General features: G+C 63.3%; 11 protein-coding genes. 4 read left to right on the forward strand and 7 right to left on the reverse strand.

The genetic code is table 11. The annotated features are described in order from the left end of the window. Positions 1–15: 15 nt before the first annotated feature. The 6 genes from WMO45_RS04340 to dusB all read right to left on the reverse strand — a co-directional run bounded on the left by WMO45_RS04340 (position 16) and on the right by dusB (position 6,899). On the reverse strand, positions 16–2,094 hold the full coding sequence (locus tag WMO45_RS04340) for an elongation factor G (RefSeq protein WP_349139343.1): 2,079 nt from the start codon (positions 2,092–2,094) through the stop codon (positions 16–18). 162 nt (positions 2,095–2,256) lie between these two features. Continuing rightward, positions 2,257–3,636 carry a hypothetical protein gene (locus tag WMO45_RS04345; protein ID WP_349139344.1) on the reverse strand — a complete coding sequence of 460 codons (1,380 nt, stop codon included), beginning with the start codon at positions 3,634–3,636 and terminating at the stop codon, positions 2,257–2,259. After that, entirely contained in the window at positions 3,629–4,123 is a 495-nt protein-coding gene (locus WMO45_RS04350) for an RNA polymerase sigma factor (RefSeq protein WP_349139345.1), read from the reverse strand. The genes WMO45_RS04345 and WMO45_RS04350 overlap by 8 nt, the downstream gene beginning before the upstream one ends. A gap of 119 nt (positions 4,124–4,242) precedes the next feature. Beyond that, positions 4,243–5,274, reverse strand: coding sequence for an anti-sigma factor family protein (locus WMO45_RS04355; protein ID WP_349139346.1), 1,032 nt, complete (start codon positions 5,272–5,274; stop codon positions 4,243–4,245). A gap of 26 nt (positions 5,275–5,300) precedes the next feature. After that, positions 5,301–5,894, reverse strand: coding sequence for an RNA polymerase sigma factor (locus WMO45_RS04360; protein WP_349139347.1), 594 nt, complete (start codon positions 5,892–5,894; stop codon positions 5,301–5,303). Between the two features lie 33 nt (positions 5,895–5,927). Then, positions 5,928–6,899, reverse strand: coding sequence for a tRNA dihydrouridine synthase DusB (gene dusB / locus WMO45_RS04365; protein ID WP_349139348.1), 972 nt, complete (start codon positions 6,897–6,899; stop codon positions 5,928–5,930). A gap of 121 nt (positions 6,900–7,020) precedes the next feature. Here dusB and rd point away from each other — a divergent pair, with 121 nt between their 5' ends. Continuing rightward, positions 7,021–7,179, forward strand: a complete 159-nt coding sequence (gene rd / locus WMO45_RS04370; protein ID WP_349139349.1) for a rubredoxin — start codon at positions 7,021–7,023, stop codon at positions 7,177–7,179. A gap of 166 nt (positions 7,180–7,345) precedes the next feature. Continuing rightward, positions 7,346–9,694 carry a SpoIIE family protein phosphatase gene (locus WMO45_RS04375; RefSeq protein ID WP_349139350.1) on the forward strand — a complete coding sequence of 783 codons (2,349 nt, stop codon included), beginning with the start codon at positions 7,346–7,348 and terminating at the stop codon, positions 9,692–9,694. 60 nt (positions 9,695–9,754) lie between these two features. Here WMO45_RS04375 and WMO45_RS04380 read toward each other — a convergent pair whose 3' ends face one another. Beyond that, a complete protein-coding gene (locus WMO45_RS04380; protein WP_349139351.1) occupies positions 9,755–10,474 on the reverse strand; it encodes a peptidoglycan DD-metalloendopeptidase family protein in 720 nt (239 codons plus the stop codon). 273 nt (positions 10,475–10,747) lie between these two features. Between WMO45_RS04380 and WMO45_RS04385 the strand changes: the two genes are divergently transcribed. After that, positions 10,748–11,365 (forward strand): TetR/AcrR family transcriptional regulator, encoded by a 618-nt coding sequence (locus WMO45_RS04385; protein WP_349139352.1) that lies wholly within the window; start codon positions 10,748–10,750, stop codon positions 11,363–11,365. Positions 11,366–11,387: 22 nt separating this feature from the next. Then, positions 11,388–13,052 (forward strand): HlyD family efflux transporter periplasmic adaptor subunit, encoded by a 1,665-nt coding sequence (locus tag WMO45_RS04390; RefSeq protein WP_349139353.1) that lies wholly within the window; start codon positions 11,388–11,390, stop codon positions 13,050–13,052.

Genomic DNA, 13,052 nt, shown 5'->3' on the forward strand with positions numbered 1-13,052 from the left:
GCTTTTGCAAATTTGTTAATTGCCTTCGTCCTGCATGGCCTTGGCGGCCTCGATGGCCTTCTCCTGAGCGGCAGGAGGAGCGTCCTCATAGCGGACAAAGTGGAAGGTGAAGGAACCGCGGCCCTGGGTCATGCTGCGCAGGTCGATGGCGTAGCGGCCCATCTCAGCCATAGGCACCTCGGCCTCCACGATCTGGTTGCCCTCGCCGTCGGGGTTCATGCCCATTACGCGGCCGCGGCGCTTGTTCAGATCGCCGATGACGTCGCCCATATAGCTGTCGGGGATGGTGACCTTCAGCTCGCCGATGGGCTCCAGCAGCACAGGGCTGGCCTGGGGCATACCGGCCTTGTAAGCCAGCTGTACGGCGGTCTTGAACGCCATTTCGGAGGAGTCCACCGGGTGATAGGAGCCGTCAAACAGGGTGGCCTTCAGATACACCACGGGGTAGCCGGCCAGCACACCATGGACCACAGCTTCCCGCATGCCCTTTTCGACAGCGGGGAAGTAGTTCTTGGGCACAGCGCCGCCCACGACTTCCTCACAGAACTGCAGCTCCTCGGTATCGCCGGGCTCGAAACGCATCCACACGTCGCCGAACTGGCCGTGGCCGCCGGTCTGCTTCTTGTGGCGGCCCTGGACCTCCACCTTCTTACGGATCTTCTCCCGGTAGGCGACGCGGGGCTCACTGAGCTCGGCGTCCACGCCGAAGCGGCTCTTCAGCCGGGAGACGATCACGTCCATCTGCATATCGCCGGTGCCAGAGATCACCATCTGGTGAGTCTCGGCGTTGTTGACCCACTTGAAGGTCAGATCCTCTTCGTTCAGACGGGTAAGGCCGGCGGCAATCTTGTCCTCCTGACCTTTGGCCTTGGGCGTGATGGCCACAGAGTAGCAGGGCTCGGGGAAGGGGATGGGCTCCATCTTGACCACCTTGCGGGGATCAGAGAGGGTATCGCCCGTCTTGACCTTGTCCATCTTGCCGATAGCGCCGATGTCGCCGCACTCCAGCTCCTTGACCTCTTCGGCCTTCTTGCCCTTCATGACATACAGCCGGCCCAGCTTCTCCGTAGCGCCGGTACGGGAGTTGACCACCTGCATATCGGGCTTCAGGTTGCCGGAGAGCACCTTGACGAAGGAATACTTGCCGTACTGGTCGGAGACAGTCTTCCACACCAGAGCGCAGGGCAGAGCGCCGGGGGAGGCCACGAATTCATCCAGATCGCCCTTTTCGTTCTCACCCATCAGGGGGCGGCCCTCCAGCGGAGAGGGCAGCAGCTCCACGATGGTATCCAGCAGCATACGGGTGCCCAGACCGGTGACGGCCGAGCCGCACACCACGGGGAAGAGGGACAGATCCTTCACGCCCGCCCGCAGGCCCTGGATCATCTCGGCATAGGTAAAGTCCTCACCGGAGAAATATTTTTCCATCAGCTCCTCGCTGGTCTCAGCCACCGACTCCTTCAGGGCGTCGTACAGCTCGTCCAGCACGGGCTTCTTGTCCTCGGGCACGTCGATTTCCACACGCTCGCCCTTGGGACCGGCTTCAAAGGCGCGCTTATGAAGCACGTCGATAAAGCCGATGACCTTTTTGTCCGCATCCCAGATGGGGGCGGCCACAGGGGCGATGTTCTTGCCAAAACGCTCCCGCAGGGTGTCAAAGGCGGCGTTATAGTCGGAGTTATCCTCGTCGGTCTTGGAAATATAAATCACCCGGGGCACACCGCGGCGCTCGCACAGCTTCCACGCCTTCTCAGCGCCTACGCTCATGCCGCCCTTGGCGGAGCAGACGATGATGGCGGCGTCGGACACGTGGAGGGCCTCGATGACCTCGCCGGAGAAATCAAAGTAACCCGGAGTATCCAGCACATTGATCTTACAGCCGTTGTACTCGATGGGAGCCACTGCGGTGGAGATGGAAATCTGGCGACGGGTCTCCTCGGGATCATAATCGCAAACGGTGTTGCCGTCGGCGGGGGTGCCCAGCCGCACGGTTCCGCCGGTCAAATACAGCATGCTCTCAGCCAGGGAGGTCTTACCGTTTCCACCGTGGCCCAGCAGACAGACATTGCGGATATTTTGTACGGAATAGCTCATTTCTTGTTTCCTCTCCTTACATTTGGAATCGGGTAACAGCGCTCCCGAGGGACTGGATCACTGTTATTGTTGATTATACATTAAATGGAGATAAGATACAACTGGAATTTTAGAAAAATCGCGCAAAAAGCCCCGGCGCGTCTGCGCCGGGGCTTTTGAGGGTCAGGAGAGGGGGATGGTCTGGCCGTTGAGGGTGACCGAGACCAACTGGTCCGGGTCGATGGGGTCCTCAAATTCCCACATCACCCAGCCTGCCTGCTGGCTCCACACCTCGTCGTAATAGGCAGGGGCAAGCACGGTGCCGTCGGCCATGGTGACGGTGAGGGAGAGCTCAGCACCGTTGAGCATACAGGGCGCTTCCTGCCCTTCAGGTGTGGTAAAGTCGGCGCAGACGCTGAGGGGGGAGACGGTGAGCTGGTGCAGCTGGGCGTCATGGGCCCGGCCGTAGGGCTGTTCCCCGTTCTGGGTGTAGGGGAGCACCAGCGGCTCCGCTGGGGCGGCGGTGCGCAGATCCATCACCTCCACCGGTACGGTGACCGCCCAATTTCCTTCAATCCGTCCCCCCGCCACCGAGTAATCGGCAGAAAGACAGAGCAGGTCCAGGTATTCCAAGGTGTCCGGCGTCAGACTGGGCAGGCAGAAGTCCCACCCTCCCTCCACAGCGGTGCAGATGGCGTTACCCACGCCCTGATCTGGCCAGCGCTCGGGGTTTTCCGGGTCGTATAGGTAGTAATCCACCCGGAAGGGGCACTCGCCGTCTGTGATGGGGGAGACCTTTTCCCCTTGGGCAAAGCGGATGTGGAAAGATCCATCAGAGGCAAAACCTATGGAGGAGATGGACACATCTCCATCCTCCCCCAAAACCATGGGGTTCTGGTCCGACAGGAGGACGGTGGTGCCGGCGTCGGTAACGGTGCTCTCCAAGGTCTCGGTGGGGAGTTCATCCCGGTCCAGCACCAGTTCCGCCTGCCTGTGGCCGGGAATAAAATAGGTGGCGTCCAGGCGGACCCGGGTGGGGGGAGTGCCGGCCAGGTCGGCGGTGCCCCGGCTGTACACCAGGGTAGCCAGATGCTGCTCCGGGTCGTAGGAGAGCACCTCCAGGCCCTTGCCTCCGTTGCCCCAGTCAAACTGCCCGCCGGTTTCTTGGGAGAGGATCAGATCACTTGTTGTGTCCGCGTCCAAAAGGGCCCCGGTCCGATCCTGCACGGTGAAGTAGAGCCGGGTGACCCGGGTGTCCGCCAGAGCGGCCAGCACCTCGATGCGGATGCCCTGGTCCTCACAGGCGGCCTCCACCTGCGTGGCGTAGGAGGCACGGTTCCCCAAGTCGTTCTGGATGGCCTGCCAGAGGGTGGGGCCAGCGGCCAGGGCGGTGACGGTGAGGACGGCGGCAGTGGCCAGAGCGGCCAGTCCCCGGCGGGTCAGATGGCGGCGGGGCTTCTCCCTGTTGGAGGATGCGGTCCGCACCCGGTCCTTGGTGGCCTCCACCAGCGCGGGGCTGGGGTTGATGGAATCAAACTGCGCGCGATACTCTGGTTCAAACACAGGAACTACCCCCTTCTTGCAGATCCTCTCGCAGCTGCCGCCGGGCCCGCATCAGGCGGGTGCGTACGGCGGACTCCGATTTGCCCAGCAGGGCTGCGATCTCCGGTGTGCTGTACTGTTCGTAGTAATAGAGATGAACTGTCACCCGCAATTCCGGGCTCAGACGTGCCAGACAGGCATCCAGATCGTCCGGCGGCGGTTCCGGGCCGGGCTGGATACAGTGCTCGGCCGCCTCCAGCGGCGCGGTGCGCCGGCGGAAGGGATTGCGCCAGTAGGAATTGGAACAATTGATAGTCACCCGGCAAAACCAGGCTTTTTCGTGGGCGGGGCTGTCAAACACCGGGGCCTTGCTGACGTAACGGAGAAAGACCTCCTGAAAGATGTCGTCCGCCTCCTCCCGGCTGCGGGTACGGGCGAAGGCCAGTTTGTAGACCATGGAGGCGTATTTTTCCACCATGGCCTCTGCGGGGCACGGCTGCGGCTGCATACAGAACTCCCTCCTTTTGTGGACATTGCGTGGAGCCGTTCACTTAAACTACGCAGACAGGGGGAAAAACGTCGCACAAAAGGCAAAAAAACACGGCCGGCAAAGGCCGGCCGTGCTTGTTACGGGGTTTCGGTTCGGATCTCGCTTCCGTCCAGGGATACCAGGTAAACGATTGTGGCGTTTTCCCCTTCTTCGCAGACGCGCTGGAATCGGTAGAACTTCCCGTCGGAGGACAGGCCCAGACCCGTCACCTCGATGGATGCGGGCTGTGGAGAGGCCTGGGGATCGGTTTCGCCGTTCTCTTCTTCCTCCAGCCAGAGCAGCAGCGCCGCACGTGCCTCTTCCTCGCTGAGGACAGTGGGAGTGGCGCTGGGGGCAGGCTCTGCAGCCGGAGCGATGGTGAGGGGAGATGCAGAGCGCAGGCCGTTGGGATCCTCAGCGGGGGAGGGCTGGGGCGTGGGGGCGGATTCCGCCGCGGGCGCAGTGGGCGCTGCGGGGGGCTGGGTGCCGCCGGATGCGCCGGACGCCTGCTTCTCGGACTGACTGGTAAAGCCAACCTGGCTATCCGGCTGTGCTGCACCACCGGCGTCTTCCGGTACGGCTTCGTTAACCGGGGGCGCGGAAGCCTGCTGGGGCTGCGCGGCGGATTCCGGTTCGTCCTGGACAGTGGCTGTATTGGGAGAAACGTCCGAGGCGCTTCCCGTCTGGGAGGACTCGTCTTCGGGGGCCTGGGCGCTGTCATTGCCGGCGACGTCGGACATTGCCGGCGCCTGGAGCTGGGTACGCGCCAGGTCGGAAGCCGGACTGCCTGCGGCGTTCCACTCCCGCAGCGGACCGCTGCCCACCAGGACGATGGCCAACACGGCAGCCAGCGAAGCCCAGGCCTTCCAGCGAACCTTTTTCCGGGCGGGCGGGGCGAAGGGAATGGGTGTCTCCGCCGCGATGCGGGCCATCACCCCGTCCTTCAGGCCGGCAGGCGGCGGGACCTCCTGCCGGGGCATGGCCTCGTGCAGAGCGGTCAGGTCGGCCAGAAGGGCGCGGCACTGGGGGCATTGGGCCAGATGGGCCTCCAGCCGGGCCGCTTCCTCCGCCGTCAGTTCTCCGTCCAGCTGGGCGCTGATGAGCTCCAGCGCCGCTTCACACTCCTGCATGCCGCATCCCTCCTTTCCTTAGTCGGTTATATGGACGACGCTCCCGCGGAAAAGTTCCCACGCTGGAGCAAATAATTGCGCAGAGACAGACGGGCCCGGGCAATGCGGGACTTGACCGTTCCCTCTTCCAGATCCAGCAGCGCCGCGATCTCCCGGTAGGACAGACCTTCCAGCTCCCGGAGCACCAGTACCTGCCGGTGCTCCTCCGAGAGAGTCTTCAAGCCATCCTGGATGGTCTGGCGCAGTTCCTGGCGCTCGGCCTGCTGATGGGGGCTGTAGCGCTCATCGGGCAGCTCGGCCTGACGGGCCTGCTGCTCGTCATCCAGAGACACCGTCATGGAAAGGGTGCTGCGCCGCTTCTCCCGGCGGAGAAAGTCAATGCATACGTTGCTGGTCAGCCGGTAGATCCAGGTGGAAAAGGAACTCTCCCCCTGGAACTTCTCCAGTCCCCGCCAGGCGTTGAGAAAGGCCTCCTGGCTCAGTTCGGCCGCGTCGTCCGGATTGCCGGTCATGCGCAGGGCCAGGTTGTATACCCGGCTCTGGTTGCGCTCCACCAGAGCGGCAAAGGCATCCTGATTGCCCTGCCGGGCCAGATGCACCAACTCCTGTTCCTCTGACAAACCTTCCTCACCTGCCTTTCCTGCCGGGGCCGGTTACTTCAGGTCCCGCTTGATGCCCGCTGTTACCTGATAGATATCCTCCATAGTGGAGAGATGACTGATCTGCTCCTTATAATAGCCTGCGTAGGGTACCCCCTTGAGGTACCAGGCGTAGTGCTTTCTGGCCTCCAGACAGGCGATGTGCTCTCCTTTCTGAGCGGCGGAGAGCTCAAACTGCCGCACGGCGATGTCGCACCGCTGGGCCAGAGGGGGCAGGGGCGGGATCTCCCGCCCCTCCAGCGCGGCCTGGGCCTGCTGAAACAGCCAGGGGTTTCCGAAACAGCCGCGGCCGATCATGGCCATATCCGCACCGGTATAACGGAGGATGTGCACCGCGTCCTGGGCGGAAAAGACATCCCCGTTGGCGATGACCGGGATGGACACCGCCTCTTTCACCGCGCGGATGTAGTCCCAGTTGGCCCGGCCGGAGTACATCTGTACCTTCGTGCGGCCGTGGACGGCCACAGCCGCCACTCCGGCTCCCTCCATGGCCTGAGCGAACTCCACACAGTTGATGGAGCCCTTGTCCCAGCCCAGGCGGAACTTTACCGTCACCGGCCGTCCGCCGGCGCCCCGGATGACCGCCTCAGCTACCTTGACCGCCAGTTCCGGGGTGCGCATCAGCCCTGAGCCGTCCCCAGAGTTAGCCACCTTGGGCACGGGACAGCCCATGTTGATGTCGATGATGTCGGCCCCTGAGCGCTCAGCAGCAATGCCGGCGGCCTGCTCCATACAGGAAGGATCGCTGCCAAACAGCTGCACCGCCGCCGGGTGTTCTCCCGGTCCCAGCTGGAGCAGAGGCAGCGATTTTTTGTCCTGATAGCACAGCGCCTTGGCGCTTACCATTTCCGTAATGGTATATACGTCGGCCAGCTCCCGGCAGACGGTGCGGAAACCCAAATCCGTCACTCCTGCCATGGGAGCCAGTGCCAACTTGGTATTTATCGTGATTTTGCCAATATTCACGGTGTCCCCCGATGTGTTATAAATTGAATGTATCATACCACAAAGGAACCTGTTCAGCAAGGTATCTTTCCTTCCCGCGGTGGTGATACTATCAATGAAACGAAAAAAGGAGTTTATGAGTATGGATAAGTACGTCTGCGATATCTGCGGCTATGTGTATGATCCCGCCGAGGGCGATCCTGAAAACGGCGTGGCTCCCGGCACCGCCTGGGAGAATGTGCCCGACAGCTGGGTCTGCCCCCTGTGCGGCGTGGGCAAGGACCAGTTCTCCAAGCAGTAAGCAAACAGCAGCGTGGGAGCGGCATCTGCCGCTCCCACGCTGTTTTTTTACCTGGCGTCCGGGCACGGACAGCGCCGGGTTACGACCGCTTTTTTCCAATATATGGATTATACTGTCTCTGACACACGCCGGGCGGACAAGCCCCGCGAGCAAAGGAGACAGAAACATGGCGACAAAAGAGACCTTGAAGATCAAGGCGGCCCGGGTCCGGGAGGAGGCCCGGGAGACAGGAAAGGTGATCCTCCGCGCCCCCGCCCTGGTGCGCTCTGCCGAGTGCGGCATCCGCTTTTTGCTGGGGGCCATGCTGTCCGGGGCGGAGATCTTCGGGGGATACGCCCCCTTCGGGCTGGGACTGGTGGCCTCCTCAGGGTCGGGGGTGGACGGATTCTGCGCGCTGCTGGGGGCTTGCCTGGGCTATCTGTCCTTCCAGGGCTTTGCCGAGGGACTGCGGTATGTGGCGGCCTGTATCCTGGCCTATTCGGTGGCCTTCGCCTTTTTTGACGTCAAGGCCTACCGCCGGGCCTGGTTCATGCCCCTGGCCGCGGCGGGGATGGATGCGGTGACGGGGTTTGTCTACCTGTCCGACCGGGGGTGGACCCCGGAGAACGTCATTTTCTTCGGCACGGAGCTGTTGCTGTGCGGGGCGGCGACCTATTTTTACCGGATCGCCTTCACCCCCTGGACCGGACAGCGGGAAGAGGAGGAACTCACCGCCCGGCAGACGGTGAGTCTGCTTATTTTGATGGGTACGCTGCTCATCACCCTGAGCAAGATCACCCTCTTTGGCGATCTGTCGGTAGGCCGGACGGCGGCGGCGCTGGCGGTGATGGCCGCGGCCTACAAGGGGGGCATCGGCGTGGGGGCCACCCTGGGGGTGGCGGCCGGATTGGGCATGGACCTGGCGGCGGGAGAGACACCTTTTTACTGCATGACCTACGCTTTGTCCGGAGTGATGTGCGGCGTGTTCCACCGCCAGGGCAAGCTGGCCGCCGCCCTGGCCTATGTGCTCTCCAATGCCCTGGGGGTGCTCTGGACCTGGCAGCAGGGGCTGCAGGTGTCCCTGCTCTATGAGGTATTCATCGCCTCGGTGGTGTTTCTGCTGCTGCCCGAGCAGGTGCTGCGCCGGGTGGGGGCCATGGTGGGACAGCCGCCCCAGCGGGGCACCCGGGAGCGGGCCGGGGCCTATGTCCGCCAGCGGCTGGAGGACACGGCGGGGGCCTTCCGGGGACTGTATGAGTCCATGCGTACCTCGTTTGGCCGGCCGGCGCCCAACGACAACGACGCCGCTGCCGTCTTTGACCGGGCGGCCGCCCGGGTGTGCAGGCGCTGCCCGCTCCAGAACGCCTGCTGGCAGCGGGATTACATTTCCACCTTCAACGCCCTCAACGACGCCCTGCCCGCCATGCTGGAGCGGGGACGGGGGGAGGGGGGAGACTTCCCGGCCTATTTCTCCAACCGGTGTATGCACTTTTCTGATTTTCTCAGCGCCGCCAACGAGGAGCTCTCCGCCCTGCTCTGCCGCCGGCAGTACCAGAGCCGCCTGAAGGAGAACCGTGCGGCGGTGTGCCGGCAGTACGCCGAGCTGGCCGGCGTGCTGGGGGCGGCCGCCGCCGAGCTGGGGGCCGAGCTGGTGCCCGACCCGGTGCGGGAGAAACGCCTGCGTCAGTACCTCACCGCCCAGGGGGTGGAGTGTGAGGTGGGGGCCTATTACGACGAGGCCGGACACCTGCGCATTGAGCTGGAGGGAGCAGGGCTGAGCGCGGTGCGCAAGAGCGAGTCGGTGGAAAAGATCTCTAAGCTGATGAATTTCCCCCTGCGTGCGGTGGACCAGACCCGGAGGGACCAGCTGCTGCTGGTGCAGAGCGAGCCTTTGATGGCCGTGGCCGGTGTGGCGGCCCGGAAAAAGGACGGGCAGACCGTCTCAGGAGACGCGGGGGCCTGGTTCAAGCACGACGACGGTTCACTGTATGTACTGCTGTGCGACGGTATGGGCTCCGGGGTGCTGGCCGAGCGGGAGAGCTCCCTGGCCGTGCGCCTGCTGGAGCAGTTCCTGCGGGCGGGCATCCGGCCGGAGAACGCCTTAAAGACCCTCAGCTCCGCCCTGGCCCTGCGCAATGAGGAGGAGGCGGGGGGCTTTACCACCATCGATCTGATGCGGGTGGACCTGTTCACCGGTGAGACGGGGGTGTATAAGTACGGCGCGGCCCCTACCTATGTCAAAAAGGGAGGCAGCGTCCAGCGCATCACCGGTAGCGCGCTGCCCGCCGGACTGGCCGGCGGAGACGGCGCGGCTCCCGATGTGACCCGGCTGCAGCTGGAGGGGGGCGACTGCGTGGTGCTGGTGAGCGACGGAGTCTGCGGCACCGGAGCGGACCAGTGGGTGCGCGACCGGCTGAGCGCCTTTGACGGGGGCAGCCCCAAGGACCTGGCCCAGGCCCTCATCGACGAGAGCGGGGAACGGGTGGGAGCCGCCGACGACCGGACGGCGCTGGTGCTCAAGCTGGTGCGGCGGTGAAAAAAACGACCGGGCGGGGCGCTCTTTTCGGAGCGCCCCGCCCGGTTTTTGGGAAAGGGGTCAGTCGGGCAGATAGTCCAGCGGGTTGACCGGTTCTCCGTCCTGCTGCATGACGAAGTGCAGGTGGTCGGGCAGGGCGCTCTCGGCAATGGCGGTCTGTCCCACCGCACCGATCACATCCCCGGCCAGCACGCTGTCGCCCACCTCCACCGTGGGGACGGCGGCCAGGTTGGCGTAGGTGCTGGTCAGCCCCGCGCCGTGGTCGATGACCACCGTGGTGCCCATGAGGGCGTCCTCCACCAGGTCGGTCACAGTGCCGGCGGCGGTTGCGCGGACCTCGGTGCCGGCAGCGGCAGCCAGATCCAGTGCGGCGTGGACCCGCCAATCCTCCATGGTCTGGTCATAGGCCAGGGTCTCCACGCTGAAGTCGGAGAGCACTTCGCCCTGAACCGGCCAGGCAAATACCGTGGGGACGGTCTGAGTCGTTGTTCCGGCAGCGGCGGGGGCCGGGGTGTCAGACACGGCCGGATTGGTGGTCTGTACCGGCTTGGGGGTCTGGACAGGCGTGGGGGTGGCCGGCGGCTGGGACGGGGCGGTGGGGGTGGGCGTCACGGTGATGTGCACCGGGGCATTGACCGTGGCGTCCGCCTCCTCCGGAGAGAGGGAAGTGAAGAGATAATAGCCCGAAATTCCGATTGCGGCGACGCAGAGGAACAGGACGATGTAGAAACCCTTCCCCTCCAGAAAGTCGCCCATTCGCTTGAGGAATGGTTTTTTCATGCTTTTAGCACCTCCGAGCCTATTGTGGACACTCCGGCGGGCAGATATACATAAACTTGGAAAAAACCCTTGACCTTTCACCAGGTGCAGGGTGTATAACACGGAGGATGGTTTAAGAAATTTTTAATCTTCTCTTCATAGAGGCTTACATAGGTTTCTGATATGCTCATCTTTGGCAAATAAAAACAAACTGCAAACATTGCGCCGGGGACGTTGACATGTGACAGGTTGTCGCCTAATATAATGACAGCTTGTCAGGTGAGGAGGCGCGGCATGCCCAGCACGACCTTTTACAATTTACCCCCGGAGAAGCGGGAGCGGCTGCTGGCTGCGGCCCGGGCGGAATTTGTCCGTGTACCCTATGAGGAGGCCTCGGTCAACCGGATCATTCAGGCCGCTGGGATTCCCAGGGGGAGCTTTTACATGTACTTCACGGATAAGGAAGATCTGTTCCGGCATCTGATGGAGTGCTATGCACGGCTGCTGGAAGAACGAATGGCCCAGCTGCTGGACCGGAACGGAGGCGATCTGTTCGCGGCGTTTCTGGAACTGTTTGATCACATCCGTGGGGTGTGGAGGCAGGGGGAGTACCGGGAGATCGGGCAGATCCTCTGCCGCAACCGGCAAATGCAGCCGTGGCTGTTCCTGGACCGGGCAGGGCCTGAAGCGGTCCTGAACCGTCTGCGGGACAGGGTGGATCTGTCCCGATTGGATTTGCAGACCGAGACCGATCTGTCCGATCTGTTCCACCTGCTGGTTACTACGTTAGCCGGCACACTGGTTACCGCGCAGACGGTTCGGGAAGAGGAGGCCCGGGCGCGGCTGGTGCGGGTCTTAGGCATCCTTCAGCGGGGGGCGGCCAGCAAAGCGCCCAGCTGTGAAGAGGCATAGCAAAGAAAAGGAGAAAGCGTTTATGGAAGCAACCCAAGTCAAACCAAAGGTCTCAACATCCGCTCCGGCCACTCCGGAGAAGCAGGCGCCCAAATTCAAAGCGCCCAAGAAGAAACGCAAATGGCCCAAGCGGCTGATCATTCTGCTGGTCATTGTGGCGGTGCTGGCCCTGCTGCTCTCCCGGTGCATGAATGCCGGCAGCCAGATCGTCAGCAGCGCCTACCTGCCCTATACCACTGAGATGCGGGATATGACGGTCTCGGTGTCGGGTACCGGCACCATCGAGCCCATCCACTCCTACAAGGTCACCACCCTGGTCAGCGGCGAGATCCTGGAGGCGCCCTTTGAAGAGGGGCAGACCGTCCACAAGGGCGACGTGCTCTTCCGCATCGACTCCAAGGATGTGGAGAGCAACATCGAGCAGCTTCAGCTCAATGTCCAGTCGGCTCAGCTGGCGTTGAATGATCTGCTGGAGACCCAGAGCGACAACCAGAAGGACCGCAATCTCAAGGCTGAGGACGCCGGCGTGATCACCAAGCTCTATGTGGAGCAGGGGGACAGCGTGAGCATCGGCGCACCCATCGCCGACGTGCTGGACCGGGACCACATGAAGCTGAAGGTGCCCTTCCACTCCGCCGACGCGGCGGGCTTCTATGTGGGGCAGACCGCCACTGTGGTGGTGGACGGCACCGCCCAGAGCCTGACCGGCACGGTGGATGAGATCGCAGTCACCGACGAGGTGGGCCCCGGCGGTACCCTGGTGCGCCAGGTGACCATCCGGGTGGATAATCCCGGCGTGCTCTCCGAGACCAGCCGCGGCACCGCCAGCGTCAACGGCGCGGCCTGCGCCTCGGGCGCCGCATTTGCCTATGCCTCTTCCTCCCAGATCACCGCCAAGGCCGCCGGAGATGTGGAGACCCTGAGCATCAAAGAGGGCGACCGGGTAAGCGAGGGCCAGGTGGTGGGCGTACTCTCCGAGGTGGATCTGGACAGCCAGATCGAAAACGCCCGCATCTCCCTGGAGACCGCCCAGCTCTCCCTGAAAAATGCCCAGGAGAAACTGGACGACTACACCATTACCTCCACCATCGACGGTGAGGTCATTGAAAAGAACCTGGACGTGGGGGACAACATCAGCGGGGTGTCCAGCTCGGGTACGTCGGTGAGCTATCCCGCCGTCATCTACGACCGCTCCCAGTTGACCTTTGACATGGACATCGACGAGAAGGACATCAGCAAGATCCAGGTGGGCCAGAAGGTGGAGATCACCGCCGACGCCCTGGACGGGGAGAGCTTTACCGGCGTGGTGGATAAGATCAACATCAACGGCACCACCACCAGCGGCCACACCAGCTATCCCGTCACCGTGCTGGTGGACGGCTCCCCCGAGGAGCTCTACCCCGGTATGAACGTGTCCGCCAAGATCATCGTGGAGGAGGCGGGCAGCGTGCTCACCCTGCCGGTGGAGGCCGTGGAGCGGGGCGACACCGTACTGGTGGCCCTGCCGGGCTGCCTGGACGAGAACGGCAACGTGGCCGATCTCAGCGCCGTGGAGGAGCGGCAGGTCACCCTGGGCCGCAACGACGACAACTACATCGAGATCGTGGACGGCCTGGAGGACGGCGAAGTGGTGGTGGCCCTCAGCCCCCAGGGATCCAGCATTATGAGCGCAATGGGGATGGGCTAA

The organism is Flavonifractor hominis (genome assembly GCF_040095835.1).
Classification (GTDB): domain Bacteria; phylum Bacillota; class Clostridia; order Oscillospirales; family Oscillospiraceae; genus Flavonifractor; species Flavonifractor hominis.